This window comes from Corynebacterium sp. ES2730-CONJ, from assembly GCF_024834055.1.
GTDB lineage: Bacteria > Actinomycetota > Actinomycetes > Mycobacteriales > Mycobacteriaceae > Corynebacterium.
Genome location: NZ_JANUXZ010000001.1, coordinates 217,772 through 244,270, shown reverse-complemented (window position 1 = coordinate 244,270; position 26,499 = coordinate 217,772). Strand labels below are relative to the sequence as shown.

General features: G+C 52.9%; 25 protein-coding genes and 6 tRNA genes. 23 read left to right on the top strand and 8 right to left on the bottom strand.

Going from position 1 to position 26,499, the window contains the following annotated elements; genetic code table 11:
- Positions 1 to 372: 372 nt before the first annotated feature.
- Positions 373 to 1,128: a polyphosphate--glucose phosphotransferase gene (gene ppgK / locus NXS13_RS01140; RefSeq protein ID WP_259076520.1), complete on the bottom strand. Its 756-nt coding sequence runs from the start codon at positions 1,126 to 1,128 to the stop codon at positions 373 to 375.
- 310 nt (positions 1,129 to 1,438) lie between these two features.
- Here ppgK and NXS13_RS01135 point away from each other — a divergent pair, with 310 nt between their 5' ends.
- Positions 1,439 to 1,732, top strand: coding sequence for a DUF4193 domain-containing protein (locus NXS13_RS01135; protein ID WP_259076522.1), 294 nt, complete (start codon positions 1,439 to 1,441; stop codon positions 1,730 to 1,732).
- Positions 1,733 to 1,768: 36 nt separating this feature from the next.
- Here NXS13_RS01135 and NXS13_RS01130 read toward each other — a convergent pair whose 3' ends face one another.
- Positions 1,769 to 2,299, bottom strand: a complete 531-nt coding sequence (locus NXS13_RS01130; protein ID WP_259076524.1) for a DUF3093 domain-containing protein — start codon at positions 2,297 to 2,299, stop codon at positions 1,769 to 1,771.
- A gap of 133 nt (positions 2,300 to 2,432) precedes the next feature.
- On the opposite strand from NXS13_RS01130, the gene dut reads away from it, so the two are divergent.
- The 5 genes from dut (at position 2,433) to dxs (ending at position 7,740) form a co-directional block, all read left to right on the top strand.
- Entirely contained in the window at positions 2,433 to 2,891 is a 459-nt protein-coding gene (dut, locus tag NXS13_RS01125; RefSeq protein ID WP_259076526.1) for a dUTP diphosphatase, read from the top strand.
- 115 nt (positions 2,892 to 3,006) lie between these two features.
- A complete protein-coding gene (locus tag NXS13_RS01120) occupies positions 3,007 to 3,717 on the top strand; it encodes a DUF3710 domain-containing protein (protein ID WP_259076528.1) in 711 nt (236 codons plus the stop codon).
- A gap of 16 nt (positions 3,718 to 3,733) precedes the next feature.
- Positions 3,734 to 4,366, top strand: coding sequence for a DUF3159 domain-containing protein (locus NXS13_RS01115; protein ID WP_396124688.1), 633 nt, complete (start codon positions 3,734 to 3,736; stop codon positions 4,364 to 4,366).
- 29 nt (positions 4,367 to 4,395) lie between these two features.
- Positions 4,396 to 5,640, top strand: coding sequence for a class I SAM-dependent RNA methyltransferase (locus NXS13_RS01110; RefSeq protein ID WP_259289236.1), 1,245 nt, complete (start codon positions 4,396 to 4,398; stop codon positions 5,638 to 5,640).
- Positions 5,641 to 5,814: 174 nt separating this feature from the next.
- Positions 5,815 to 7,740: a 1-deoxy-D-xylulose-5-phosphate synthase gene (gene dxs / locus NXS13_RS01105; protein ID WP_259076532.1), complete on the top strand. Its 1,926-nt coding sequence runs from the start codon at positions 5,815 to 5,817 to the stop codon at positions 7,738 to 7,740.
- Here dxs and NXS13_RS01100 read toward each other — a convergent pair.
- Positions 7,690 to 8,937 (bottom strand): HRDC domain-containing protein, encoded by a 1,248-nt coding sequence (locus tag NXS13_RS01100; RefSeq protein WP_259076533.1) that lies wholly within the window; start codon positions 8,935 to 8,937, stop codon positions 7,690 to 7,692. The two genes, dxs and NXS13_RS01100, sit on opposite strands and share 51 nt — an antisense overlap.
- Before the next feature lie 6 nt (positions 8,938 to 8,943).
- Complete coding sequence (locus tag NXS13_RS01095) at positions 8,944 to 9,558, bottom strand: DUF3000 domain-containing protein (protein WP_259157748.1); 615 nt, start codon at positions 9,556 to 9,558, stop codon at positions 8,944 to 8,946.
- 222 nt (positions 9,559 to 9,780) lie between these two features.
- On the opposite strand from NXS13_RS01095, the gene hemQ reads away from it, so the two are divergent.
- Positions 9,781 to 10,485, top strand: a complete 705-nt coding sequence (hemQ, locus tag NXS13_RS01090; RefSeq protein WP_259076536.1) for a hydrogen peroxide-dependent heme synthase — start codon at positions 9,781 to 9,783, stop codon at positions 10,483 to 10,485.
- A 43-nt stretch (positions 10,486 to 10,528) separates the two neighbouring features.
- Here the strand turns inward: hemQ and msrB are convergent, their stop codons facing one another.
- From msrB to NXS13_RS01075, 3 genes are all read right to left on the bottom strand, one after another.
- On the bottom strand, positions 10,529 to 10,936 hold the full coding sequence (msrB, locus tag NXS13_RS01085) for a peptide-methionine (R)-S-oxide reductase MsrB (RefSeq protein ID WP_259076539.1): 408 nt from the start codon (positions 10,934 to 10,936) through the stop codon (positions 10,529 to 10,531).
- A 64-nt stretch (positions 10,937 to 11,000) separates the two neighbouring features.
- Positions 11,001 to 12,236 carry a glycosyltransferase family 87 protein gene (locus tag NXS13_RS01080; protein ID WP_259076547.1) on the bottom strand — a complete coding sequence of 412 codons (1,236 nt, stop codon included), beginning with the start codon at positions 12,234 to 12,236 and terminating at the stop codon, positions 11,001 to 11,003.
- Positions 12,237 to 12,275: 39 nt separating this feature from the next.
- The gene (locus NXS13_RS01075) at positions 12,276 to 13,052 is read right to left on the bottom strand and encodes a dihydrofolate reductase family protein (RefSeq protein ID WP_259076548.1); all 777 of its coding nucleotides are present in this window, start codon (positions 13,050 to 13,052) and stop codon (positions 12,276 to 12,278) included.
- Between the two features lie 215 nt (positions 13,053 to 13,267).
- On the opposite strand from NXS13_RS01075, the gene NXS13_RS01070 reads away from it, so the two are divergent.
- The 16 genes from NXS13_RS01070 (at position 13,268) to NXS13_RS00995 (ending at position 25,198) form a co-directional block, all read left to right on the top strand.
- Positions 13,268 to 13,340, top strand: a tRNA-Gly gene (locus NXS13_RS01070).
- Between the two features lie 21 nt (positions 13,341 to 13,361).
- Positions 13,362 to 13,436: transfer RNA gene (locus NXS13_RS01065), tRNA-Val, on the top strand.
- A 29-nt stretch (positions 13,437 to 13,465) separates the two neighbouring features.
- Positions 13,466 to 13,538: transfer RNA gene (locus NXS13_RS01060), tRNA-Gly, on the top strand.
- A 36-nt stretch (positions 13,539 to 13,574) separates the two neighbouring features.
- Positions 13,575 to 13,648: transfer RNA gene (locus NXS13_RS01055), tRNA-Cys, on the top strand.
- Positions 13,649 to 13,653: 5 nt separating this feature from the next.
- Positions 13,654 to 13,728, top strand: a tRNA-Val gene (locus NXS13_RS01050).
- Between the two features lie 17 nt (positions 13,729 to 13,745).
- Positions 13,746 to 13,821 (top strand) — tRNA-Gly (locus tag NXS13_RS01045).
- A 951-nt stretch (positions 13,822 to 14,772) separates the two neighbouring features.
- Complete coding sequence (locus NXS13_RS01040) at positions 14,773 to 15,381, top strand: copper resistance CopC family protein (RefSeq protein ID WP_259076550.1); 609 nt, start codon at positions 14,773 to 14,775, stop codon at positions 15,379 to 15,381.
- Positions 15,382 to 15,438: 57 nt separating this feature from the next.
- On the top strand, positions 15,439 to 16,044 hold the full coding sequence (locus tag NXS13_RS01035) for a copper chaperone PCu(A)C (RefSeq protein ID WP_259157749.1): 606 nt from the start codon (positions 15,439 to 15,441) through the stop codon (positions 16,042 to 16,044).
- A 151-nt stretch (positions 16,045 to 16,195) separates the two neighbouring features.
- Positions 16,196 to 17,458 (top strand): Dyp-type peroxidase, encoded by a 1,263-nt coding sequence (locus NXS13_RS01030; RefSeq protein WP_259289235.1) that lies wholly within the window; start codon positions 16,196 to 16,198, stop codon positions 17,456 to 17,458.
- A gap of 234 nt (positions 17,459 to 17,692) precedes the next feature.
- On the top strand, positions 17,693 to 19,762 hold the full coding sequence (thrS, locus tag NXS13_RS01025) for a threonine--tRNA ligase (protein WP_259076570.1): 2,070 nt from the start codon (positions 17,693 to 17,695) through the stop codon (positions 19,760 to 19,762).
- 178 nt (positions 19,763 to 19,940) lie between these two features.
- Positions 19,941 to 20,543 (top strand): HIT domain-containing protein, encoded by a 603-nt coding sequence (locus tag NXS13_RS01020; protein WP_259076572.1) that lies wholly within the window; start codon positions 19,941 to 19,943, stop codon positions 20,541 to 20,543.
- The gene (gene pgsA, locus NXS13_RS01015; RefSeq protein WP_259076574.1) at positions 20,536 to 21,177 is read left to right on the top strand and encodes a phosphatidylinositol phosphate synthase; all 642 of its coding nucleotides are present in this window, start codon (positions 20,536 to 20,538) and stop codon (positions 21,175 to 21,177) included. Before NXS13_RS01020 ends, pgsA begins: the two co-directional genes overlap by 8 nt.
- A gap of 29 nt (positions 21,178 to 21,206) precedes the next feature.
- Positions 21,207 to 22,115, top strand: coding sequence for a phosphatidylinositol mannoside acyltransferase (locus NXS13_RS01010; RefSeq protein ID WP_259076576.1), 909 nt, complete (start codon positions 21,207 to 21,209; stop codon positions 22,113 to 22,115).
- 77 nt (positions 22,116 to 22,192) lie between these two features.
- A complete protein-coding gene (locus tag NXS13_RS01005) occupies positions 22,193 to 23,287 on the top strand; it encodes a glycosyltransferase family 4 protein (protein ID WP_259076578.1) in 1,095 nt (364 codons plus the stop codon).
- Positions 23,284 to 23,748 carry a hypothetical protein gene (locus tag NXS13_RS01000; RefSeq protein ID WP_259076580.1) on the top strand — a complete coding sequence of 155 codons (465 nt, stop codon included), beginning with the start codon at positions 23,284 to 23,286 and terminating at the stop codon, positions 23,746 to 23,748. Before NXS13_RS01005 ends, NXS13_RS01000 begins: the two co-directional genes overlap by 4 nt.
- 31 nt (positions 23,749 to 23,779) lie before the next feature.
- Positions 23,780 to 25,198, top strand: a complete 1,419-nt coding sequence (locus tag NXS13_RS00995) for a deoxyribodipyrimidine photo-lyase (RefSeq protein ID WP_259076582.1) — start codon at positions 23,780 to 23,782, stop codon at positions 25,196 to 25,198.
- Here NXS13_RS00995 and NXS13_RS00990 read toward each other — a convergent pair.
- Entirely contained in the window at positions 25,188 to 26,429 is a 1,242-nt protein-coding gene (locus tag NXS13_RS00990) for a hypothetical protein (protein ID WP_259289234.1), read from the bottom strand. The two genes, NXS13_RS00995 and NXS13_RS00990, sit on opposite strands and share 11 nt — an antisense overlap.
- Positions 26,430 to 26,499 lie beyond the last annotated feature (70 nt).

Sequence of the window (26,499 nt, the reverse complement as noted above, 5' to 3'; positions counted from 1 at the left end):
CATAAAGAAAAATTAACAGTTATGCCGATATCCCCGTGCGATACCCACGAGTCTTTCCTATAACAAAGTCCATGGTACTGCTAGTTTCCCGGGTGGGAACGAGAGATATTGACGTGTCTCGGTGATCTTAATGTCAGTCCGTTAAGGGTGAAGGGTAGTTCGCAGGGGACGTATCAGGTCTATGCGCTGCGCGTAGTGACTTTATTATTAAGATCATAGAATCCGGGGAGAGCCAAACCTTGGGTCTCCGTCAGACAAACGGCAATTATAGAGCACGCGCAGGCAAAAGCCTAAATAATACTCTGGAATTAGCTGCGTTGGATTCTCCTCGGAAATATCCAACGCAGCGACACTAAGCAATCTAGCGGTAATCTAGGGGAATAAGCGGTGCTCGACCGCCAGTGCAGCACCCACGATACCAGCGCGATTACGCAATTTTGCTGCAATAACAGGGGTCTCATTGCTTAGTTTCGGAATCCACTTGTCGCCCTTGCGGGAGATGCCACCGCCGGCGATGAACAGCGTGGGATTAAAGATCCTCTCGTATTCCTTGAGAACTGTGGATACCCGAGCGGCCCACTTGGTGTAGCCAATCTCGTCCCTGTCTTTAGCGGAAGACGAAGCGAATGACTCAGCTTCACGTCCCTCGACGATCATATGCCCTACCTCTGTATTTGGAAACAGGGTGCCATCTACAATGAAGGCGGATCCGATACCGGTACCGAAGGTTAGCAAAATAACTGCACCCTTTGATGCTTTTTCGTCGCCGAAGGTCACTTCGGCCAAGCCGGCGGCATCAGCGTCGTTGAGTACGCTGATCAGGCGAGCCTCGCCGAGGTGATGAGCAAATAACTCGCGAACATCTACGCCAATCCACGAGGGGTCGATATTAGCTGCGGAAAGCACGAACTGATTTTTGATCACCGAGGGGAGGGTGATGCCGACCGGCCCATCCCATCCTGCGATTCTTAAGATCTCGTTGCACGTGTCCGCAACGGCTTGAGGGGTGGCGGGCTTCGGCGTCAAAATCTTAATGCGATCACCGACGAATTCGCCGGTATCCAAGTCAACGCGAGCTCCTTTAATTCCAGAGCCGCCAACATCGATTCCAAATCCAATTCTGCTCATGGCGCATAGTTTAGTGGACGAGTACGAGACCATCCCAATATCCTGATAGTGATAAATCTTAAATTCTCCGAGAGCTTTATAAGCTCTTAAAATAGGTACTCACATGGAGAAAGTCGCTGTGTAGCTGCAAGTAGGAGCGCTTTTTTGCTTGCATAAACGCTGCTGCATTATGGTATTGCTTGCTCGAAAATGGGAAAGAGTGTGACAAGAAACTCGATTCCGTGTATAAATAGCGACAACTAACACTTCACAATCTCGCATCCTTTGAGAGGGTGCAGCTAGCTAAACCGAAAGCGAGGGGATCGAAGGTATGGCTACCGACTATGACGCACCACGCCGTCGTTCCGACGATGACATTGAGGCCGATTCTCTCGAAGGTCTCAAGGCTCAAGAATCAGCTTCATCGACACTCGATGATGACGATGAGATGGTCGATTCCTTTGAGATCCCCACAGCCGATCTCACAGGCGAGGAATTGAACGTTTCCGTGGTTCCCCGTCGCGATGACGAATTCACGTGCTCCTCATGCTTTATTGTGCAGCGCAAGAAACGAATCGACCACGTCGAGGACGACGGCAGCATCATCTGCATGGATTGTGCCTAAAAAAGACGCTACTTAGAAAAGTAGCGTCCGCACCTCCTAGTTCAGGGACTGTGTCGCTTTATCGGCTTGATCGGGTAGATAGGCCCGCAATAGTTTCTCAGGATCGCGGGTTGCCACAAGCCAATAAGGGGTGGGGTCTTCGGGATCGTCAAGAACAAGCATCACCATTTCTGGGACCCACCCATGGGAGACCACGAAGGCTGCAGGGTCGAGCTGTCGTCCCATCGCATTACGTTTAGCGGTTGCTGGAACAGCTAGGCTGCGGGACACTACAGTATGGGGGAGGTTTGCTTGGCCAGTGACCAGCCATCGGGTGCCGTCGGGATCTCGTTCCACTCGCACCCGAGTACTCGACATGCTAAGCAGGAGCCAGACTGCAAGAGCGCCTAAGGAAACCGCTGACACCACAGTCCACACTAGACTTCTGTTGAGACCCAGTTGCGCGGAAATAAGCGAAACTACGAAGGTTGCCATCAGCCACCAATACCACGGCACCCACTGGCGCTCGGAGTAGAGAATGGCCGGCTTCGACGCTGTTTTCTTTTCACTGTCACTCACGGTATTCATTGTAGCGGCGATCTTCGGGAAAAAGCCAAGGAGTTGGTCGCTAGGCTGAGCGCTAGGTCTTAGGCTATCCTGCTTGCAGGAGATAACGCGAGAAGTCTTGCGAATATTTAAGTCTCAACAAAGGAATTACTCTGTGCATACCTATACCGAGCCAGTGAAAACAGTCGCCCTGAAATTGCTCGATCCGGGCCTTCCTGTTCCGAGGCGGGCCCACCGTGACGACGCAGGCGTGGACTTGTACTCCACCATCGATTTAACCCTGGAGCCGGGTGAGCGCTCTCTCGTCCCTACTGGGATCGCTATCGCCCTGCCTGTAGGATCCGTCGGCCTCGTGCATCCGCGTTCGGGTTTGGCATTGAAAAAAGGACTGTCAATTGTCAACGCTCCGGGCACTATCGATGCTGGTTATCGTGGGGAGCTTAAGGTGTGTCTCATCAATCTCGATCCCCGTGAACCTATCGTAATAAAGCGTGGAGAGCGCATAGCTCAGCTCCTCGTACAAAAAGTGGAACTCTTTGATTTCGTAGCGGTTGCTGAACTCGATGACACCGAGCGCGGAGTCGGGGGGCACGGATCAACTGGTCTACGTTAGGCTGGGATAGGTGTTCTCAACGCTGAGAGATAATGGCTCTAAGGCGCTGAGATTTAATCAGGCGTTCTAGCTGGCGCCACATGACGTAAATATAATGATAAAGAGGTATCTGGACATGTCACTCTGGCCGTTCTCAAAAGATAATAGTAGTGCCCCCCACAAGTCCGAGACAGAGCCGCTCGAAGCTCACCCAGCTCATGACGCCGTTAATGGGGGCATGGGGCCTTTCGACGGCGACTCGGTCGATATCGATGAGTTCGAGTTTGGAGACTTTGCCCAAGGCATCCTCAATCTAGGTTCCCTACAGGTGCCGCTCCCTATAGGTTCCGAGGTGCAGGTTGAGATGGGACCCAACGGTCCTACGATGCTCCATGTCCTCACTGAATATGGTCGTTGCACACCGGTTGCCTTTGCCGCCCCTCGTTCTGGAGGACACTGGGATGAGGCTCGCGCAGAAATCACCGCGGACATGAGCAAACAAGGTCTCAGTGTGAGCGAAGAAATGGGCCCCTGGGGACCGGAAATTGTGGGGGCAGCCCCGCAACAGGGCGGAACCATCCGTGTCATCGGCGTTGATGGCCCTCGCTGGATGCTACGTATGACCTTGGCGGCCCCGCTCGATAAAGCCGATGATATGGCAGCCTTGGGCCGCGAGATAGCGGCGCGTACTTTCGTCTACCGTGGCAACGATCCGATTCTTCCTGGTACCTCTTTGCCGGTAGCTCTTCCGCAGCCTTTGGCTGAACAGGTCGCCCAGGAGATGCAACGCCGCTCCCAGCAGAACAACGGTCGAGGTTTCCCCAATAACTCCGTGTCTTTGAATTAAGTCCAGGAGACTATCTGTGAACGATCACCAATCTAATTCTGAGACAAAACCCAATCTTATAGACCAAATGGGCGGCCTCGGGGGTCTAGTCGCATCGAGTGTACCTGTGATCACCTTTGTGCCCGTCAACAATAGATGGGGGCTGCATTCTGGTATCGCAGCAGCACTTCTAGTGGCCGTGGCAATCCTAGTGTGGCGCCTTGTGCGTAAAGAGAATCTCCAGCCCGCCATTTCCGGCTTTTTTGGCGTGGCTATTGCGGCCGGCATCGCTTGGTATACCGGGTCCGCGAAAGGCTACTTCCTTTTCGGAATTTGGATATCGGCCTTGTATGCAGCGATCTTCATTGTATCCATTATTGTGCGATGGCCCTTGGTCGGAGTGATATGGAAAGGGATCAACGGGGACGGCATGGCGTGGCAAAAAAACCCGCAGGCAGTTAGGGCTTATACCTGGGCCACCGCGGGGTGGGCTGTGGTTTTTGCCGTGCGCTTTTATGTTCAAAACTTTTTCTATAATTCCGATGCCACCAATTCCCTGGCCATAGCGCGTCTGCTGATGGGGTGGCCACTGTCCGCACTCGTCATGGTATTTACCGTAGTCATGGTGCGCAAAGCCACCGCGGCCCTCAAAACCACGCCTGCGGATTAACCAACAACGACGAAAACTAGGTTATTGTCATGAACTTTTACCCCAGTTCCACTGAACCAAAACTGTCCACGGGGCAGCGACTCGAGCTCAAGATCTCGCGAGTGGCCCACGGTGGGGAGGGTATCGCCATCTTCGACGGCCGAGTGATCTTTGTCCAAAGCTCCTACCCAGGTGATACTGTCCTAGCTGAGGTCACTAAGGTGAAGCGGAACTTTGCCAGAGCGCTACTCATCGATGTCCTCGAACCAGCACCCGCGAGGGTCGAACAACGGTGTCCCGCAGCTGCTCTAGGCGCCGGCTGTTGCGACTTTGGAGACCTTGAACCCAAAAGCGCCGTGGGCTTAAAGACCACCATCTTGCGAGACCAACTCACCCGCCTCGGTGGACTAGAAAATCTGCCCGACATCCAGCAACTGGCACTCAATCCTTATCAGGGGTGGCGGACCCGCATGCGATTGGGTGTTGACGACCAAGGCCGCGCGGGAATGCGGGCTCTCCGGTCGAATGACGTTATATCTGCGGCCCCGTGTGCTCAAGCAGTGCCAGGACTGCTTGATTCAGTGGTGGGAGAAGAGGCGCGTCGTTTTACCCCTCATGCAGAGGTGATCGTGGTCATGGACGACGATCATAACCGTCATATCGTCGAGATCTCCAAAGCGCCTCGCGGGCGGCGGAGTGAAACCATCACAAAGGTCATAGAAGGCAGCGATCACGCTATCCAAAAAGTCGCTGGATATACTTTTAAGATCCCAGCAACAGCATTCTGGCAAGCTCATGTGGCTGCCCTCGAAACGTATTCGCAGCAGATTACCTCGTGGTTGAAAAACTACGGTCCTAAGTCTCACGAGTTGCTAGCTTGGGACCTCTATGGGGGAGTGGGGGCGCTCGTTCCAGCCATTCGGGAAGGGTCAAACCCCCAAGCCACAATTTACTCGGTGGAAACATCTCCGGGATCAGCGCGCGCGGGGCGAAAGGCTTTCGATAGGGGGATAACCTTTATTACTAATTCCGTTGAGGCTGCCCTGGGAGAGTTGCCAAACCCGGATATTGTAGTCCTCGACCCGCCTCGTACCGGGGCTGCGTCAGGGGTTATCGAGGGTATTGCTGCTGCTCAACCGGATATCGTTATTCATATCGGTTGTGACCCTGCGACCTTTGCGAGAGATGTGCGACGATTTGTCGATCAGGGGTATATTTTCTCTGAGTGCGTGATGATTGACGCTTTCCCTGGCACCCATCATCTGGAAAGCATGGGCCTCTTCCTGCGCTCTTAGGCTTAAGTTACGGGGTAGAATGAGTATTAGCCGTCTGAGACGCTCAGCCGATATGATGGACAATAACTATTAGTGCGTGGGAAAAACAGTGACCCTGTGGACTCCCTCCAAATCTGATCGGAGAGGACCGATTTTCGATCAGTATGAGAAAGGACAAAGGTTTCTCTTTCGCCCATGAGTATTCTCGCAACACTTACACACCCCGCTGATGTCAAGAGGCTCAAGCCTGAAGATTTGGCGCAGCTATCTGAGGAAATACGAGAATTCTTAGTTGAGAAAGTAGCCGCCACCGGAGGCCACTTGGGGCCGAACTTAGGCGTTGTGGAACTCACCATCGCACTGCACCGAGTCTTTGATTCGCCTAAAGATCCAATCATTTTCGACACCAGCCACCAGTCTTACGTGCATAAAATGCTGACGGGGCGCATGAACCAATTTGATACTCTTCGGCAAAAGGGTGGACTATCTGGCTATACGTCTCGGAAAGAATCTCCGCACGACTGGGTTGAGTCGTCTCACGCCTCTGCTTCTTTAAGCTATGCAGACGGACTGGCTAAGGCTTTTGAAATCAAAGGGGAAACCGATCGCTGTGTCGTCGCAGTAGTAGGAGACGGCGCTTTAACAGGTGGCATGTGCTGGGAGGCGCTCAATAATATTGCCGCCTCCAAAAAACGCAAAGTCGTAATCGTTGTCAACGACAATGGGCGCAGTTACTCGCCCACAATCGGTGGTTTCGCGGAGAATCTAAAAAAGCTACGCACTCTCCCTACGTATGACAGAGTGATGGAGCACGGCAAATATACCCTTAAGCGTCTCGGCTGGGTGGGGGAGCGAACTTTTGATGCACTCCATGCGTTTAAGGAGGGGCTCAAATCCACAGTCATACCCACAGAGATGTTCAATGAGCTGGGAATAAAATATGTTGGTCCTGTCAATGGCCACGATTCCGAAGCTCTCGAAGATGTTCTCAACTATGCTCGTGATTTCGAAGGTCCTCTTATCGTTCACGTCGTTACAGAAAAAGGTCGCGGCTATCCACCTGCTGAAAATGACGCAGCGGAACTCATGCACTCCACCGGCGCTATTGATCCTGTTTCTGGACTACCTGTCTCCAAAGATTCTCCTGGTTGGACGGCGATTTTCAGTAAGGCCTTGGTAGCGGCCGGGGGACGCCGCGATGATATCGTTGCCATTACAGCAGCGATGGCGGGCCCTACCGGACTGGTGCCCTTTCAGCAGCGCTTTCCCGCACGTTTTTTTGATGTTGGCATCGCCGAACAGCACGCCTTGACCTCAGCAGCCGGCTTGGCGCTGGGGGGTTTACACCCCGTGGTTGCGGTATACGCGACATTTCTCAATCGGGCTTTTGATCAACTCCTCATGGACGTAGCTCTTTTAAAACAGCCCGTTACCCTGGTTCTCGACCGCGCTGGCGTCACCGGGAGCGACGGAGCAAGCCACAACGGCGTTTGGGATTTTGCGATTACTGGCATAGTCCCGGGTATCCACGTGGCCGCCCCGCGAGATGGGCTAAAATTACGTGAGCTTTTCGATGAGGCAATAGAGATTCAAGGGCCCAGCGTTGTGCGCTTTCCAAAAGGGGCACTGCCCCCAGTCTTTCCGGCCCTGGAAAAACGTGCAGATGGTGTGGAAGTCCTCTATAGCTCGGCTCGAGACGCAGAGAAGAAGATACTTGTCATTGCGGTGGGTCCTATGGCTGAGCCGGCCCTCTCGGCGGTTGAGGCTTGCACACATATACCAGTGGACTTTACGGTGATTGATCCCTGTTGGGTGGTGCCCGTCGCCCCCTCCATTCTCGAAATGGCACTCGACCATGATCTCGTCGTTACCATTGAGGACGGCGTTATCCATGGTGGCATCGGATCGATGATCGCGGAATCTCTAGCAGCAAGCGATATCGATACCCCGATTCGGCAGTTAGCTTTCCCTGAAATCTTTCCGGAACATGCCAGCCGCAATGAATTACTTGCGGAGGTAGGTTTGGATGCTCGCGGCATTACAGCGTCGTTGCAGGGATGGATTGAAACCTTAGTGGCGTCGTGCCCTATTGATGAGACGGCTGAAAATCCGGAATACTAGTCCCGCCTGCCAAGGGCGTACCCCAACATCCTTTAGGTAGCTCTGCAGTTCCCGTTCGCTGCTGACGAGACCCTCGTGGGCAATCGCCCACACCAGAGCGCGGCTATCGGCTGGAGTGATGATATTCTCTTGCGGCACAGCTAACTCAGCTGCTCTTTTGGCCAGCTGACTATTTACCCACTCCAGTTCTTCGTAGACTGCAGGGTAGTGCTGCTGTATAGCACGTTTGGATAATACGGTGATCTCACCGCCTGATGTGGTGTGCACTTTGTGGGGAAGTTCGAGCGGATCTGGCCATAGAGCTGAGTCAGTTCTCTTGGCCTCTGCAATAATTTTCGCCCACGTCGTAGCCCGAGAGCGAAGCCGGTGAGGGTAGCCCTTGGTGCGGAGAACTTTAGAGGCATGAGTCGGCATGGACGATGCTAGAGCCACCAAAACCCGATCCGGCAAAATTGCAGACGGGGCCAGATCTTCCATCGAACCCTCTCGTTCACGCTCCTGCCATAGGGCGCGGGCAACAGCTAATTTTTGGGGGGTTTTCAGAGAGTTAAGGCCTTTGGTGTCGGTCCACAGTCTTGATGGGGCTTGGTAGTGGGCAAAGCGAGTCTGAACGAACTGGCATTCCTGTTCTATCCAAGTGATTTTTCCTGCATCCTTGAGATCTTTGGCCATAAGGCGAGCTAATTCGATGAGCAACTCCACATCGAGAGCGGCATAGTTAATCCACTCCTGAGGAAGGGGCCGCCTAGACCAGTCTTCGGCTCCGTGGCCCTTGAGCAGCTCCCGATCAAAGTAATGCTGAACCATAGCTGCAAGGTTGACCTTGTCGTAGCCTAAAAGCCGTCCAGCTATTTCGGTATCGAAAAGTCTCCCTGGATGCAGGCCAAGGGCCGCTAGGCTGGGTAGGTCCGATATTGCTGCATGGAGAATCCAATCGGCGCCATTAAGGATTGGTTCCAGATATGTTGAAGTGGCTGCGCGATCACTTTCGACGTCGAACAACACTGTTCCAGCCCCCTCGCGGCGAACCTGGAGCAGAAAGACTCGGTCGTCATAGCGAAAACCTGCGGCCCGTTCAGTATCGATGGCAAAAGGGCCGTAGCCGAATTCCAAGACACTGACCGCAGCGGCTATTTCGCGGGCGCCTGTGGCCACGGAGGGGGTTCCTTCGCGTGGGACACCCAAGATTCTGGACATATTCTTCTACTTAGAGTTCACTGAATCTAATTCGCGCACACCCTCGGGTGGCAGACCAGCGACATGAGCTAAGATTTCCGCAAAGGCTGCGACGTGAGTGCTCAGATCGCTTTCGCTAGCGGTCCACGATGCTCGCATCTCGAGCTGGTATGCCGATGGTGGGCCACCAATCTCCCCGAAGCGAACAGATGTGGTGGAGGTGACTGTTCCCCCTAAATTCGTATACCCAACGCCTTCAAGTGCCTCCGCTAACCACTGCCACGCTACCTCCGGAAGAAGAGGGTCAGCTGCTACTTGGGAATCCATATCGGCCTGGATATACGCAACTAAGCGCATATCACCATCCCAAGTATCCTCAGCGTGTGGGTCATGAAGCAGGATCAGCCGACCGAATGCGTCATCGTCGCTGTGTGTTGTCAGCGGTTGATCATCATGAATGACCTCCAAGCCAATGGCATGGGAAAAAGGTGCAAGCCGCTGTGGTGGGCGAATGGTGCCGAGAGAGATTTCTGGGCGTAGCTGAGCCTGGTGCATGGACTCCACGGCGCGCGAGAAGTTCTCCGGTATGGCCTCGTCTGAGCCAGACTCTTTGGGGAGTGGAGATTTGGGATTTTCGGTCACGAATCAAAAGGTATCGAAAAATCTAAGCTTCTGTGAGTTGCCACGCCGCCTATGGGCGGAAAGATGCCGGATATTAGGCCAGCCTGCGTGATGAGAACCATACTTATATTCTAGTAGGGGTTCAATCTTTTGGATGAGTGTCGATATAATGGGTTTAGTTCTAAAGTGCGGGGCAGATATCCCGCTCCAACCAGTCGGCCGGCAGTGCAAAGGATCTTTTAGATGGCAGAGAAACTAAACTTCGAAGAGCTCAATAACATTCAGCGGTACTCACAATTTGCTGTATTCAAGGTGCAGCCTTTGGCGGTACACGAAGGGGAGGCCGAGATTGCGGCTGATGCTCAAGAATTTTTTACAAAGATGGCAAACTCAGGTTTGATCACGGTGCGGGGTCTTTATGATCTTGCGGGTTGTCGGGCTGAGGCGGACTTCATGATCTGGTGGCATGCGGAGCAGTGGGAAGATATTCAGAAAGCCCTCACAAGCTTCAGGCGTGAGACTAAGCTGGGGCGAAAATCAACAGCTGTCTGGTTCGGAAATGGCCTGCACCGCCCTAGCGAATTTAATAAATCCCATCTTCCTAGTTTCATTATGGGCGAAGATCCAGGTGCGTGGATTTGTGTCTACCCTTTCGTTCGTTCCTACGACTGGTATGTAATGGATGCTAAAGATCGCCGTCGGATTCTTGCTGAACACGGCAGGCAAGCCCGGGGATATCCTGATGTGCGGGCAAATACCGTCCCATCCTTTACCCTTGGCGATTATGAGTGGATGCTGGCCTTTGAGGCACCGGAACTTCATCGTATCGTTGATCTGATGCATGATATGCGCTACACGGAGGCTAGGCTGCATGTTCGCGAGGAGCTACCCTTCTTTACAGGGCGGAGGGTGACAGATCTCGCCGAGCTAATTAAAGCTCTCCCATAGAAAAAACCCCGCTATATGGCGGGGATTTTTTACTGCCAATTGCTCAAGGTTGCTCCGGTTGCAGAGTTAAGCATACGGAGTTGATGCAATAACGCAGATCGGTAGGTGTGTCATAGCCCTCGCCCGAAAAAACGTGGCCCAAATGGGAGTGGCAGTGTGCGCATATGACTTCCGTACGGACGTGCCCTAGTGAGCGGTCTTCACGTTCAATGATCCGATCTCCAGCTAGCGGGGAGAAAAAAGAAGGCCAGCCGCAATGAGAGTCGAATTTCTCCGTGGAGCGAAACAGCTCCGTGCCACAGGCCCGGCAGGAGTAAATCCCCGATGTTGTTGTATTAGTATACTGTCCGGTGTGTGGAGCTTCGGTTCCAGCCTGGCGTAGCACTCGGTATTCTTCGGAGTTGAGGCGCTCGCGCCATTGGGAATCGCTAAGTTTCCTAAAGTCAGTCATTGCATCTCCTTATTAAATTGGGTGTGCTTAATACTAGAAACCTACCAAAGATCACCAGGGGCGTCTAGAGCTGCTTCCCCTCCATCAATGTCCACCGTACCGCCGTGGTGGATATAGCAACGATAAGCAATGCCCAACCGGCGGTAGCTTGATAGACATTGAGCCACCAGCCCAGCTGTGGACTCACGATTGATCCGTAATCGAGCGGCGCTAGTGCCAGGTATAGACCAGCCCAGGCACCCCACGAATGCAGCACGCTCATTCGCGAGAATACCGTAAAAACAAAAGGGAAAAGCAGCATCGAATAATACATTTGACCGAGCGACGACAGCAGAAAAACCCCACTGAGAATGAGTGCAGACGTCGTCGTGATCCATACGAGAGGATCGGTGAGTCGAATCCTCAGCAAGAAGATAACACCAACAACAACTATCGAGGCGAAAAGAACCCACACACCCGTGGCGAGAAACGGCTGCAGACCAAAGTAGACGGAGAATCCCTGCCATGATGCATTGGCGTAATCGCGCACCTCGCCCAAATACGGGATAGTGCGCCGGATATAGTCACTGGCGCCTGGGATAATAGGCCATGCAACGAGATTGAGAATAAGCGGTACCCCTAAACCAGCAAGGATTGTCGAAATTTGTCCGCGAACAGCGGGCAAGAAAAGCAGGGGCAAGAAAATAGGCTTGATCAATATGGCAAAGCCGATGAGGATACCTGCCCATACCGTGCGCTCCGACCACAGGCAAATAATAAAGCCGGTGAAAATCAACAGTAAAACTCCGTTGATATTAGAAAAGACAAGCGTGTTCTGCACCGCTTCTGTCATAAATGCGATGCTAATCGCGGTGGGGAAGGCTAGAGAGGAAAGCTTAAAGCCGCTCAGGCGCGTTAGTAGCCCCAATGACACAATGATCGCGGCGGCGTTACAGCAAATGAAAGCAAAGCGCGCCGCAGCAAAGGGCTCAAGAAAGGCGAGAGGCGCTAGGATGAGTGTCGCGCCGGGGTTGTATAGATAATGCGGATCAACGAATGTGTAATTTTCATTATAAACGTTGACACCCTCGATAAAGCGGCGTAGCGCCGTATAGACGGTCGTATAATCGTCGGTGATCGAACCGTTGATGGCGAGGAAGAATAACCGGTGAACCACGAGCAAGAGAGCCAACGGCCATAGGCACGCATTGCCAATAGAGTCCATGGAAGTCCCGCGCGGTGCTGGGTGGTGGTCACGAGCATGCTGAGGCGCGCGGCGCACCCACAAGGAATCAAGTTTTTGCTGGATAGCTAATGCCACTGCAGTCCCACCCTACCTTCGAACGGAGTCTAAAATTCTTCAATCTTCAACCATATATCGTTTCGATCGTTCGTAGTGGAGGAAAACGGTTCCATCATCGGTCGCCGCGAGAGAATGGAGTTGAAAGTGACGCGCGTCGTCGATGTGGTTCCCAAATAGGCGAAGATTCGAGCTATCAATGATGCACGGGCTCAAAGTGAGATGAAGGTGATCAACCAGATCCGCTGACATCAGATCGGTGATGACACGCGTTCCACCTTCCACGCAAATATTCGTCATTCCAGCTCGTCGTAGCCAACCAACGCAGTAGCGCGGGCTGAGATTGGCGCCAAAAATCACCTCAGCTCCTTGATTCTTCACGAATGCTAGGCGCTCTGGATATCTTCTCGCAGCTTTAAAGGTAGTGAAAATCAGTGGGGGCGTGCCAGCAAAAAATTCCGCTGCACCAGAAAAATCCAGTGTTGCTGTAAGAGTAGCAATCCGAGGCGGTAGATCGCGCCCAAATGTGCGGCGAATACGTTGACTTTGAAGATTTTCCACTATGGGGCCGTATTTTTCGCTACGAATCGTTTGCGCGCCCACGAAAACGACGTCGGAAAGAGCTCGCATATACAGTAATAAAGCTTGATCTACAGCATTGCCCAACCCCCCACTGGTGCCTGCAAGAGTCGATGACCCATTAATGCTTGTGATCCCTATCAGCCGAGTACCAAAATCAAATCTCACAGTGCTGAGACCCACCTGGTGGGTGAGGAAATCAGGTGGTGGAGTGTCGCCAGCGGGCAAAATTACAGGGTAAACAACCGGAGCGCTCATGACTAATGAGTCTAATAATAACGAAGTGACAGGTTTGGGATTTAGCGGGTTCGGTGCGCGGCATCACCGCCATCTGACTTCCTAGGGCCTAGAAAATCTGCGAAATCTGCTCAGCTCCAGCTCAATGGGGTTTTGGCTCGTGGATTTGCGTTCAGATGCAATGAGGCATTAAAGTTTCATCCGCACGACAAAATCCCTACCATGGAATGTCGTCTGCGGATGTAGCGCAGTTGGTAGCGCATCACCTTGCCAAGGTGAGGGTCGCGAGTTCGAGTCTCGTCATCCGCTCAGCTTTGAACACAAAGCTATGCGCGATTAGCTCAGCGGGAGAGCGCTTCCCTGACACGGAAGAGGTCACTGGTTCAATCCCAGTATCGCGCACCAGAGCAAAGAAGCTCTTTAAAACAATATATGCGGATGTAGCGCAGTTGGTAGCGCATCACCTTGCCAAGGTGAGGGTCGCGAGTTCGAGTCTCGTCATCCGCTCAGGCACTCTTCAGTGCTCCGAGGCAGGAATGCCACGGTGGAATGGCCGAGTGGTGAGGCAACGGTCTGCAAAACCGTGCACACGGGTTCGATTCCCGTTTCCACCTCCAATTTTGCGCGTTTAGCTCAGCGGGAGAGCGCTTCCTTCACACGGAAGAGGTCACTGGTTCGATCCCAGTATCGCGCACCAACCCTTGACAAACTCATGCGGATGTAGCGCAGTTGGTAGCGCATCACCTTGCCAAGGTGAGGGTCGCGAGTTCGAGTCTCGTCATCCGCTCCATGCATCACCCAGCTGATACTTATGCCCAATACAATCGAGGCATTTGTCCCTGCTGGGTGCTTTCTTTTAGCAACAAGTATCTTGATAAGTAGAGTGCGATAAATCGCCTGTGCCATCAGATTAACGCTGTACCGCGGACAAGCCATCAGGTACGTCGGAGGAGTCGTGCTCAGTGATCTGCGAATCCGCGCCAACCCCTATATTTGGCTTTCGGAACTGACATCACTGGAGTGAGAGGTCTGCGGCATGCCCCAATCGCCCATCGAATTTTTTTACCGGGTGAACCCCTTATATGTGTGGGAGCCCTGCGCTTGGTGCGGCATTTTTACTGACTATCTCTCTTCCATAGGGGTCCGTAGCCTCATCCTCATAACCCTGATTGCGCAACGAGAATATCTCGGTTTGTACGAATGTCCTCACAAAGGACAACGAGCTTGAGATCTGCTGATTTTCAAATCAAAGCTCGGCATATTCCCCGTCCACCGGCGGGCGGCAGCGAAGGAGGAGCACGATCACCACTCTTCCTCTCCTAACCTCATCTCTACTCCCATATAGTCAAGTCCCAACTGCGCGCGTGTGGAGAAGTTAGCGTTGAACTACGGTCAGCCGAATGTGGCCAAAGTTCTCTTTGAGGAAGGAGTCTAGGAAGACTAGAAACTGGAATATACTTTCGTTCAGTTCCTATGAGTCAAGGCATTATGGATCGTTGAGGTGATGCAGCGTGGATCCCACAAGGAATTTCCCGGATCATCTAAAGACAATATCGAGGGCCGGCTGGGTATTTTAAACTCAGCACCAAACTAATGAGGGGTAATAGGCGTAACCCAAAGGGATTGAGAGATCAATGTCTCTCTCCGTCCTCACGGGTATAGCTAGGTGGGCTAAAGGAGGCAGAAAATCCCTAGTCGTAGTACGCTTCGAAATAGAATATCAAGACGAGAATGAGGATATATGAAGGTATTAGTGCGAAAAGTTGCCACCATAGGCTGCCTCAGCGCATTACCGATGAGTGTAGGAGCTTTGTTCCCAGACTTTATCCATCATGCGCAAGCACATGATGTGGTAGTCGGTGGTTCGCCAGCCGATGGGGAGGTCATTGACGGCACCCCACGTCGGCTGGTCCTCGAGTTCTCTGCTGAGCCAAAAGAGGGATTCAACTCTATGGCCTTGACTGACCAAAACCGCACCATTATTACGAGCGGGGAACCTGAGGTAGACGGTCGACTAGTAAGTCTTGATATGCCATCTGATCTTATTCTGCCGCCTGGGGCGTACACCATAGGCTTCCAAATTACTTCCTCCGATGGGCATTCAACCCGCGGTAAAACCACGTTCACAGTTCAAGGGACCGCCTCTGGCGCACCCTCGACTACTCCAGAAATAACGGCTGCTCGCCCGTCGGAATCAGCTGCAATCGATCCCGCAGACACTACATCGGACTCACAGCAGTGGTGGTTGTGGCTGCTAGGTGTAGTGGCGCTTAGTGCTATTATTGTGGCGCTAGCAATTGCCCGCCAACGCCAGAGGAATAAAGGCGGCAAACCTAAAAATGGCCGCTAAGCACTGAGGGAAATACCCAATTAATCTCAACAAATCTTACAGGAGGAATATATTCCTATGAAATCTTTATTCGTACGTCGAGCTGGACTCGCCGCTTCCGCTGTTGCTCTCACCGGGCTCGCCCTGGTTGGCTGCTCCGATAAAGAGGCTGGCTCTCCTTTGATCGAGGACCCCATCGCTACCACGATTTCCCCAGAAGAGGAAATCCTGGAAGATACGCCAGCCCTGACGTTCTCCGATGCTTACGTTAAAGCTGCTGGTGTGGACAGTGGAATGACCGCCATTTTCGGTGTGCTGCACAATAACTCTGATCAAGATCTCCACATCACCAGCTTCAGTGCTGATATTGATGCCGCGAAGTTCGAGATTCACGAGGTTGTCGATGGAAAAATGCAGCAGAAGCTTGATGGTCTAATGATCCCGGCAGGTCAGACTGCTGTTCTCGAACCTGGTCATGACCACTTCATGATTTTGGGTCTCACGGAACCGGTGCTGGCCGGTGACGATCTCGATATCGAGTTGCGTCTAGCCGACGGTTCAGAGCTGGAATTTGAAGATATCCCAGTACGGACTATCTCCGCTGGCGACGAGGACTATTCCATGGACCACATGGACCACGACAAGATGGACCATGACGATAAGATGGAGAAGATGGAGAAATAATTCCATCGCATTGAGTATGGGATAAATAGTGATGGTGGGAGCGGGGAATTTCTTGGGATATTTCCTCCTCCCACTTTCGATCATTCACACGCTTTTCATAAGGCTGCGAGTCCTAGTGCCCGCACAACGACATTTTTAAGGTGATGCAATAATGAGTACGGGGTGTCCGCATAACGCGGGACGCAATTTGAGTGGATTTAGCCGGAGGGATTTTCTCCTCGGCGCGGGGGCATCCGTCGGCGCCGCTTCGGTAATCTCGACTCCTCTAGCTGAAGCTCAGCCAGCTGACACCGATGCGGACCCCTTCCTAGAAAACGCTCGTGTACCTTTTGACGGTCCGCACCAGGCAGGGATAGCAACTCCTGCACAGGCCTTGCTGCGAGTCGTCGCGTTTCAACTTTTTTCCAATAATGATCGCGAATCGGTACGCCGCTTGTTGAAGCTGTGGACGGAAGATGCTCGTCGACTGTGTCGCGGTCAGGCCCCTTTAGGCTCCCTTGAGCCCGAAATGATCAATAAGCCAGCTAATCTCACCATTACCTGCGGATTCGGAGCAAGACTTTTCGATATCATCGGTGCAGCGGACCAGCGACCATCGTGGTTGGGGCCGCTGCCTGCCTTCGAGCGCGACGCTCTAGACCCCCGGTGGGGCGAGGCGGATATGGTGCTGCAAATATGCTCCGATGACCCCCTAACCCTCGCTTTCGCTAGCCGACGCATGCAACTAGCAGCTCTCGATTTTGCTCAGGTGAGCTGGGTGCAAGAGGGCTTCCTCAATGCCAATGGGGCTCTCAAACCCGATGAAACTCCCCGCAATCTATTCGGTCAAATTGATGGCACTGTCAATCCTCATAGCAAGGATGAATATGACGACTATATTTGGATCGATTCCGAGCAAGATGCGCCTTCTTGGGCGCACGGGGGCAGCTGCATGGTCGTTCGGCGCATCAGTATGGACCTCGATGACTGGGAGCGCCTCGATCGCACCTCTCGAGAAGTCGCGCTTGGTCGCGCCCTCGACACGGGCGCTCCCTTGACAGGCGAGCGCGAGCACGACGACGCAGATTTTGATGCCACGGATGAGCTTGGATTACCCGTTATCGACCCGCGTAGCCACATGGCGCTTGCCGCACCGCCGGCGGATAAACCAAAGCAACGGTTGCGTCGCCGAGCGTATAACTTTGACGATCCGCCGCAGCCTGGCTCGCCCCGTACCTCGGATTCGGGATTAGTCTTTGTGTGTTTCCAGCAGAATCCGCTCCGGCAGTTTGTTGAGATCCAGAAGCGTCTCGATGCCGGCGACCGGTTGAATGAGTGGAATACCCACATCGGCTCGGCTGTGTTTATTGTACCGCCTGGAACTTCAGAGGATGGCCCAGAGCACTTCTGGGGCCAATCACTGCTGGAAACCTAAGTTCGTGAAGTGGATCAGAGTCCCAGTCCGGACATAACGGCTCGTCGGTCTCCTCAAGCGATATTTTCGAAGGATTCAAGCATCAGTTAAAATAGCTTGCTAGTTGCCAACCTCGTACTGCGTATGTCTGACCATATCCTTCGTAGTGATGGTGTCGGTAGCGGTTTATCCCATTCTTCTGCGCTCGCGTCCAGGTCTGACGGGGGCGCCTGAGCTCAAAGGAGCACACCCCATATGGCACAGCTTACTGCTGCCGCAAATCCCCATGCCGCTTTTCTTTGTCCCCAAGGTGTAGCCGCCGGTGCTGCAATGCGGGAATTGGACTTACCCAATAAGGGTCCAGAGGCGATTGTGTGCGTTAAGGATGCCACCGGCCAGTTACGGGATCTCTCCTATATCCCTGATCAAGACGTTGAGTTGACCCCTGTTCCCGCTAATACCGAGGACGGACGAGCGGTGATCCGCCACTCCGCCACTCACGTTTTAGCGCAGGCTGTTCAAGCGGAGTTCCCTGGGACAAAACTCGGAATTGGCCCTGCTATCGAGAACGGTTTCTACTACGATTTCGACGTAGCCGAACCTTTTACTCCTGACGATCTCAGGCGTTTGGAAAAACGCATGAAGAAGATTATTAAATCAGGGCAGCGTTTTGAACGTCGCGTTTATGCCACGCAAGCTGAGGCAGAGGAAGCGCTGAGAGATGAGCCCTATAAGCTCGAGCTCATACAGGACAAAGGTTCAGTCGATCCTACTTCTGATGAGGCAACCGAAGTTGGTTCAGGGGAACTAACGGGATATTACAATGTGAATCCGCGCAGCGGCGAGGTTGAATGGTACGATCTGTGCCGCGGACCGCATATCCCTACCACCAAGTACATTCCGGCATTCGCCCTGACGCGTTCGTCGGCGGCGTACTGGCGCGGCGACCAGACCAAGGCCGGCCTCCAGCGAATCTATGGCACCGCATGGGAATCCGCCGATATCCTCTCTGAATATCAGCATATGTTAGAAGAAGCAGAAAAGCGCGATCACCGCAGACTGGGCGCGGAACTTGATCTGTTCTCCTTTCCCGACGAGATTGGTTCAGGATTCCCAGTCTTCCACCCCAACGGCGGGATTGTCCGCCTTGAAATGGAGGAGCATTCACGCCGTCGCCATATTGCTTCTGGCTATTCTTTCGTTAATACCCCGCATATTACTAAGGGTGACCTTTTCCAGAAATCAGGGCATCTCGATTTCTACGCGGAGGGGATGTTCCCTCCTATGCAACTCGACGGCGAATGTGCTGATGATGGCACTGTTACTAAGCCGGCGCAGGATTATTATGCCAAGCCCATGAATTGCCCGATGCACAATCTGATCTTTTCATCGAGAGGTCGGTCCTACCGCGAACTCCCGCTTCGCCTTTTCGAATTTGGTACCGTGTACCGCTACGAAAAATCAGGAGTCGTACATGGGCTCACACGAGCTCGAGGGTTCACCCAGGATGACGCGCATATCTACTGTACCGAGGACCAACTCGAGCGTGAGCTCACCACAGTCTTAGATTTCATCATTTCTCTGCTCCGCGATTATGGCTTGGATGATTTCTACCTTGAGCTTTCCACCAAGGACCCCAATAAATTTGTGGGTTCGGATGAAATTTGGGAGAAATCGACCGCGATCTTGCAGCGAGTCGCAGACAATTCGGGCCTCGAATTGGTACCCGACCCGGCAGGTGCAGCTTTCTATGGCCCGAAGATCTCGGTACAGGCGCGCGATGCCATTGGGCGCACGTGGCAAATGTCCACGGTACAACTAGATTTCAATCTGCCAGAACGTTTCGATCTGGAGTACACTGCCTCTGACGGGTCCAAGAAGCGCCCTATTATGATTCACCGTGCACTTTTTGGTTCGATTGAAAGATTCTTCGGAGTGCTTCTCGAGCACTATGCAGGTGCTTTTCCTGCATGGCTAGCTCCGCACCAAGTAGTGGGTATTCCCGTTGCCGAGGCGTTCTCAGATCACCTTGAAATGGTGTGCGGGCAACTTCAGGCCCGCGGAATCCGTGCGAGCGTTGACACCTCTGATGACCGGATGCAGAAAAAGATCCGAAATCACACCCAGGCTAAGGCACCGTTTATGTTACTTGCCGGAGAGCGGGATGTGGAAGCGCAGGCAGTATCCTTCCGTTTCCTAGATGGTAGTCAAGTTAACGGAGTTCCCGTTGGCGACGCGGTAGCGATCATCGAGGCCTGGATTTTTGGCCGAGAAAATTCCCAGCCATCTGCCGAAATTATTAAGGAAAAATTAGCGGCTCGTTAATGAGCCGAGAACGCGGCGGTGCTAGATCCAGAAAGATCTGGGCTAGCCCGCCGCTGTGTCTGTGCGTGCTGATTGTTATCTAGAATAGGATGGTGATGGCACAGGGTAACGACAGCTCGACCGCCGAAGCGAGGGTGAGTAGGCCCTTGTGCAGGATTCGGGAAGCACGATATGGGAAGTGAGTAGCGTGGACGATAGTCAATCCAATTATGTCGATACTGGAGTAGGTATCCCAGATCGACTTATCCGCTTATGGGCTCCCTATCGCATGAACTATATTGTGAACAAAGGCGCTCACGATGACCAATCATCTCAGCGTGATAACCCTTTTATCCGCATCCCAGCGCTCAGCGATGAAGACGGTCTAATCGTAGCCCGAGGTGAGCTGGTGTACTGCGTGCTCAACTTATACCCCTACAATGCCGGGCACATGATGGTCGTCCCTTATGAGCAGAAAGCGAATCTCGAAGATCTCACGGCTGCAGAGATGACCGAACTCATGCAATTCGCTCAGATGGCAGTGCGGGTTCTCAAGCAGGTGTCGCAACCGGACGCCATTAATGTTGGATTTAACCTAGGGCGCTCAGCAGGTGGGAGCGTAGGGGAACACTTGCATCTACATATCGTGCCTCGGTGGAATGGCGACGCTAATTTCATGACAGTCATCGAAGGAACCAAAGTACTGCCGCAACTGCTGCGTGATACTCGCAGCCTCCTGGCGGCAGGGTGGCGTGATCTCACCCAGTCAGATCCTAGCGATATTGGAGCGAACGGTGCTTAGCGTACGAGGACGCAAGCCAGCGGCAGTGCTCACGGAACCGCTGGCTAAAATGCTATTGCAGGTCGGACTGACCCCAAATGCTGTCACCGTTATCGGAGCATTCATTACCATTATTATCGCCGTGACCTTGATACCTACAGGCCATCTTGTTCTAGCAGCTGTACTGTCGGCTCTTTTTACAACATTTGATCTCATTGACGGCACAATGGCACGGCTGCGCGGCTCGGGCACGGCTTTTGGTGCCACTCTCGACGCCACGTGCGATCGTATTACCGACGGAGTGCTATTTGCCTCGATTACGTGGTGGCTGATTTTTAGCTACGAGGCTTCACATTCCCTGATCGCGGCTAGCTTTACTGTGGTTATTGCCTCACAGGTCATCTCCTATGTGAAAGCACGCGGAGAAGCTAGTGGCTTGACCATGGATGGTGGGCTCATCGAGCGCGCAGAGCGCCTGATCATTGGTTTGCTAGGGCTGGGACTCACTGGGCTAGGAGTACCATGGGCTATTGATATAGCTCTCTGGGTTTTGGCAGTCGGGAGCGTCTTTACTGTTATTCAGCGTCTAGCCATGGCCAAAAAGGATCCCCGAGCACTTGACCCCATTGCTCCACCAACCGGGGCGAAGCTTTAAGATCCACTGATGAGAATAAGAGCCTCACGATGACTCCTATAAAAACCAAGAAATTTCTTAGTCTCGCCTCCACCTATGCCTATCTTGCGGGCTGGTCTGTGGTTAAGTGGTTGCCCTTAAGCATCGCAGCTCCGTTATTTATGTGCTTTGCAGATCGTGCGAGTAAAAATGGACGCGGCTTGGAGCAGCTACGCAGAAATCTCATGCGGGTTGTGGGTCCTGAAAATACCACCAGAGATTTAGTAAAAAACTCAATGCGTTCTTATATGCGTTATTGGTTAGAAGCCTTTCGGTTGCCACTTATTGCTCATGACCCCAGTGTCATTGATGCAATTGAGCAGAATATCCAGGGTAAAGAGCATCTGCTGAAATCCCTATCCGAAGAACGCGGGACAATTTTAGTTCTGACCCACTCAGGAAATTGGGATCTCGCAGGCCTCTATCTTGTGCACCTAGCGGGTGGTTTTAGTACCGTAGCTGAGCGCCTAAAGCCGGAGATCCTATACCGAGCCTTCCTCACTTTTCGGGAAAGTCTGGGCTTTACGGTGTACCCTCACCGAGATGAGTTGGGTCGATCTCCCATGGGCCAACTTACTCGCGATCTTGAATCTCGAACGGTGGTCTGCCTGCTGGGAGAACGTGACTTAGGTGGGCGGGGGTTAGAAGTCCAATTTTTTGGCGAAGAAACAACGATGCCAACTGGTGCCGTGAAACTTGCCTTAGATACCGGAGCCGATTTGTTGGTCGTAGCTAATTGGTTCGAGGGGAACGCCGCTCACCCCGGGTGGGGAATAAAAATCTCCGAACCGATAGCCCACACAACCTTGGCGGAGATGTTGCAAGCTCAGGCAGTAATTATGGAAGAAAATATCCGAGAGCACCCCGCAGACTGGCATGTCCTGCAGCCAGTATGGCCAACTGATCGAAGAGGCACTTAAGCTTTTTCATTGCTGAAGTTGACGGGCTATTAGACTGAGTGGGATCGTAATATCGGCCTGTGGAGAGGAGGGATTATATGAGAATCGGATTCGTGTGTCCTTATTCCTTTGATCATCCTGGGGGAGTGCAGGCTCATATCCTGGATCTCGCTGAAGTTTTCCGCCGTCAAGGTCATGACGTTGCTGTTCTGGGGCCAAGTACCCGCCCAGACACCCTCCCTGACTTCGTGCACCCTGGTGGGCCATCCATTCCAATTAAATATAACGGCTCGGTGGCCCGGTTGAGTATTGGGCCGAAAACATTCGCCCACGCTCGAGATTTTATCGAACAAGGGGAATTCGATGTCCTCCATATCCACGAGCCGAACTCTCCGAGCTACTCCCTTGTCAGTCTATCCATCGCACACGGACCAATTGTGGCCACGTATCATGCCTCAGCAGCCAATTCACGGCTATTGCGTTTGGTTCAGCCGATACTAAGGCCCCACTTGGAAAAAATTCGGGGTGGGATTGCAGTTTCGGAAATGGCTAGACGCTGGCAGGTTGAACAATTAGGGGGAGATCCCGTTCTGATCCCTAACGGAGTTCATACTGAATTTTTCCGGCGATCTGAGATCAAGACTAGCTCTCAAAAGGTCGAAATCGCCTTTCTAGGGCGGATAGATGAGCCGCGTAAAGGGCTAGATATCCTCCTCGAGGCATTTCAAGGACTCGAAGAATGCGCACATCTTACTGTTATGGGAGACGGTTCTGTGCGCCCCCAACCAGGTGTGAGCTTTGCGGGGCGGGTAAGCGAAGAGGATAAAGCAAGGATTTTGGGAGCGGCCGATATCTATGTTGCCCCCAATACTGGAGGGGAGAGCTTTGGGATTGTGCTGGTCGAAGCGATGGCGGCTGGATGTGCGGTAGTAGCTAGTGATCTCGAGGCTTTCGCCGCGGTTTCAGATGCCCACTCAGCCGTACCCGCTGCTCGACTATTTAAAACTGGTGACCCAGCCTCCCTGCATCACGCCCTAAAAGAGCTCATTGCCAACCCCCTCGAAAGAGAAAAGCTGCGTCAGGCCGGACGTAGTCGTGCTACTGATTTTGAATGGAAGAATATCGCTGATCAGATCATGCGGGTATATGAGACTGTTTGTGACGGTACGAAAGTGACGGTCGAGAGTCAGTGACTACCATCATTGCGGTCATATGTGCGGTCATCGGTGCGATCTTCTTATTCACGCTTTATTCCACCGCAGCGCGTCTCCATCGTCTTCATATTCGCACTGAGGCGGCGCTCGCGGCTCTCGAGGCGGCACTCGATCGCCGCGCAGCAGTATTTGCGGCATTGGCACCCGAGTACCGCGACCTAACTGCCGGCACTGAGGCGATCGGACTAGTTCCAGGCAACTTTAGGAGACGAAGTGAAAAGGAACGAGAGATTGCACGAGCAATATCAGCTGATGGTCATACCGTCGAACCCGCTATTGTCGATGCTCAAGCACGGGTTCATATCGCGCACCGATTCTATAACGACGCTGTGACCTCAACCCGCAGTCTGCGGCTACAACCAGTGGTGCGTATTTTTCACTTGGGCGGGACTGCCAAACTTCCCGAGTACTTCGAACTCGTTTACGATGAGACCGATTAGAGTCGGCGCTTTTTAACCAAGAAGGAAAAAGATGACAGAGAAAATATCCCTCATGTGGTTCCGCGACGATCTACGTCTCGAAGACAATAAGGCATTGGAATCGCTGGCTGGCCACAGTCGGATTCATGCCCTCTATATTCTTGATACCTCCTCATCGACTCGCCCCCTTGGCCGAGCCTCTCAGTGGTGGTTGCACCACAGTCTCGTCTCCTTGGCCACGCAGCTAGCTGATTACAATATCCGACTTCAGATCGCCTTAGGTGACCCGCGTAAGCTCATTCCACAGCTAGCTCATGATTTAGGGGCACAGAGCGTAGCCTGGTCTCGCAGGTACTACCAGCCGTGGTGTGAGATGGACGCCCATATCAAGAGCATGGTGCATGAGAGTGGAATTGAAGCCCACAGTTACCCCGGACACCTTCTACTTGAACCTTGGCAGGTGCGGACCCTACAGGGTGAGGCGTATCGGGTGTACACCCCATTTTCCAAGCGCTCGTTTGAGGTTCTGCACGCGCAGTCTTCCGTTGATCTAGCCGATGTTCTTTCCGATAATTCCTTCATCGAGCAACTCGATGGGGCCGGTGCCGATCTTGAGGCCAGTATGGTGGAAATCGCCCAGTTGAGACTCCTGCCAGCAGATCGCGGGGAACCCAATTGGGCTAAAGAATTTCCCTTCAAACCCGGCGAACAGGGTGCCTGGGAGGTGGTGGAGAAATTTGGTACACCAACTAACTACCACAAGGGCAGGGACTTTCCTGCGGTCAAGGCGACCAGTGGGCTCGCCCCTCACTTACGATTCGGTGAAATTAGCATACGCCGGCTCTTCGAACTTGTTGGAGATAGCGCTGATGCTCACGTTTTTCGCAAAGAGTTACTATGGCGAGACTTTGCCTGGCACCGACTCTATGAGAACCCTCAGATGATAGATACTCCCTTGAGGGAAAAATTTGCTGTCTTCCCATGGTGGAAAGAAAGCTACCGCATCGATGACATTCATCAAAGGAAAATCGCGCCCGATAATAAAATGGCAGAATTTACCGCTTGGGCCCGTGGTGAGACTGGAATCCCATTGGTCGATGCCGGGATGCGGGAACTGATGCGAACGGGCACGATGCACAATCGGGTTCGCATGGTTGTCGGCTCCCTGCTCACTAAAAACCTTGGAACCCACTGGATAATGGGTGAGGAGTGGTTCTGGGACAGTTTGGTGGACGCTGACCTAGCCTCCAATACCTTCAATTGGCAGTGGGTAGCTGGCTGCGGCGACGATGCGGCCCCATATTTCCGTATCTTCAATCCCATCACACAGCAGCAGCGCTTCGACGCAGATTACCATTACTGCTCATCGTGGGTTCCAGAGCTCCACACCCCCATCTACCCGGAGCCGGTTGTTGATGTGAAGGCTTCCCGCACCGCTGCTTTGCACGCGTATGACGAGATTAAAGAGTAGGCACCCGTCGGTGTGCATAGGCAGCTCGCAGCTCTACGATCGTCCACGCCATGCTGATGAGCATGAGGGCTACCACCAAACTGTTTCTTAGGTAGATAGCCACCAAGCCTATGGCCAAAGGATTATCCGAGGAGAAAAGGTCAGCGTAATGGAAGGGATAAATACAATGACTCAGCCCTGCTAATGCCAAAGTCAATAATGCAATAGCACTTACGAGTTTGCGGTGGCAGAAGACCACCGCTACCGCGACCATTGGGCCAAGCCATGTTATATACTGAGGACTAAATACTTTGTTAGCCACCAACAACATCGACGTTGCAGAAACCATAAAACTCAGCGCCAACTGTGGGTTCCACAGGTCATAGCGGAATACTACAAGCGCAAAGGTTAGTGCCATCAAAAATGTGAGAAGCATGAGCGCTGATGCTATCGATAGGGCTAGGCTTACGGCGGGGCCAGTAATTTCGAAACTTTTAGAAGCTGCATAAAAAAGTTCGTACTCATCCGATCCTGGCTGAGCTGCTCGAAATAGCAGCGGGGTAGCAACGACCGACTCGATTTGAAGCCCACGTTCACCCTGATACGTCAAAGGGGTTAGCAAACGCCAGACTCCAGAGCGTAGTAAAACAGCGATGGTGAGCACGGTTAAGGTGATCGCGCCGACACCGATATCGATATATGTGCGCGTATTTCTATATCCTCGAACAGAAGCCACCGCTAGAAGACCTGGCCACAATTTAACCATGGTAGCCCATCCGATAAAGACCGCGGTCAGAGCAGGATAGGAGAAAAGAAATAGTGCCGCGATTCCAACCCCAGCAGCGGGGTGGAGGTCGAGACGGTAAAGGTAGACCGCACCAAGAAGGGGCGCAAATAAGGACCAAAATACGCTGGCAAAGACCCGATCTTTAGTACCAAGCCCGCGACTGCCGTATATGAGCGCCCCATGAAAAGCAGCGTCGCACAGTAGAATGAGCGCAATAAATGTGAGGAGAAATCTCTCCGGATCTTCTCCAGCGAGCCATAATGTGACCTCAGCGGGCCATATTCCTACGGGTGGATATTCGGCAGTTCCTGAAGAGGCTGGGTCCGTGAGGCTGGCAAAATAGTAATGAATATCAGCGTCTGAATCTACCCAGAAGGGTCGCATTAACAGCATGATGCCACGGCCGCATAGCCACAACGACCACAAAGCGAAGTGGATACTGATGGTGCGAGTGATCTTGGGCATCAATATGTCCTTTTCCGAGCAATGAAGGGATGTCAGAAGAATTCTAAACCAGTGTTTCTGGGTATAGAAT

Bases quoted from the DNA above. Each gene is read 5' to 3' on its own strand.
- NXS13_RS01135 (WP_259076522.1), top strand. From the start codon at position 1,439: ATGGCTACCGACTATGACGCACCACGCCGTCGTTCCGACGATGACATT.
- NXS13_RS01130 (WP_259076524.1), bottom strand. From the start codon at position 2,299: ATGAATACCGTGAGTGACAGTGAAAAGAAAACAGCGTCGAAGCCGGCC.
- NXS13_RS01035 (WP_259157749.1), top strand. From the start codon at position 15,439: ATGAAATCTTTATTCGTACGTCGAGCTGGACTCGCCGCTTCCGCTGTT.
- NXS13_RS01010 (WP_259076576.1), top strand. From the start codon at position 21,207: ATGACTCCTATAAAAACCAAGAAATTTCTTAGTCTCGCCTCCACCTAT.
- ppgK (WP_259076520.1), bottom strand. From the start codon at position 1,128: ATGAGCAGAATTGGATTTGGAATCGATGTTGGCGGCTCTGGAATTAAA.
- NXS13_RS01040 (WP_259076550.1), top strand. From the start codon at position 14,773: ATGAAGGTATTAGTGCGAAAAGTTGCCACCATAGGCTGCCTCAGCGCA.
- NXS13_RS01005 (WP_259076578.1), top strand. From the start codon at position 22,193: ATGAGAATCGGATTCGTGTGTCCTTATTCCTTTGATCATCCTGGGGGA.
- NXS13_RS01110 (WP_259289236.1), top strand. From the start codon at position 4,396: ATGAACTTTTACCCCAGTTCCACTGAACCAAAACTGTCCACGGGGCAG.
- msrB (WP_259076539.1), bottom strand. From the start codon at position 10,936: ATGACTGACTTTAGGAAACTTAGCGATTCCCAATGGCGCGAGCGCCTC.
- NXS13_RS01075 (WP_259076548.1), bottom strand. From the start codon at position 13,052: ATGAGCGCTCCGGTTGTTTACCCTGTAATTTTGCCCGCTGGCGACACT.
- thrS (WP_259076570.1), top strand. From the start codon at position 17,693: ATGGCACAGCTTACTGCTGCCGCAAATCCCCATGCCGCTTTTCTTTGT.
- dxs (WP_259076532.1), top strand. From the start codon at position 5,815: ATGAGTATTCTCGCAACACTTACACACCCCGCTGATGTCAAGAGGCTC.
- NXS13_RS01120 (WP_259076528.1), top strand. From the start codon at position 3,007: ATGTCACTCTGGCCGTTCTCAAAAGATAATAGTAGTGCCCCCCACAAG.
- NXS13_RS01030 (WP_259289235.1), top strand. From the start codon at position 16,196: ATGAGTACGGGGTGTCCGCATAACGCGGGACGCAATTTGAGTGGATTT.
- NXS13_RS00995 (WP_259076582.1), top strand. From the start codon at position 23,780: ATGACAGAGAAAATATCCCTCATGTGGTTCCGCGACGATCTACGTCTC.
- NXS13_RS01100 (WP_259076533.1), bottom strand. From the start codon at position 8,937: ATGTCCAGAATCTTGGGTGTCCCACGCGAAGGAACCCCCTCCGTGGCC.
- NXS13_RS00990 (WP_259289234.1), bottom strand. From the start codon at position 26,429: ATGCCCAAGATCACTCGCACCATCAGTATCCACTTCGCTTTGTGGTCG.
- hemQ (WP_259076536.1), top strand. From the start codon at position 9,781: ATGGCAGAGAAACTAAACTTCGAAGAGCTCAATAACATTCAGCGGTAC.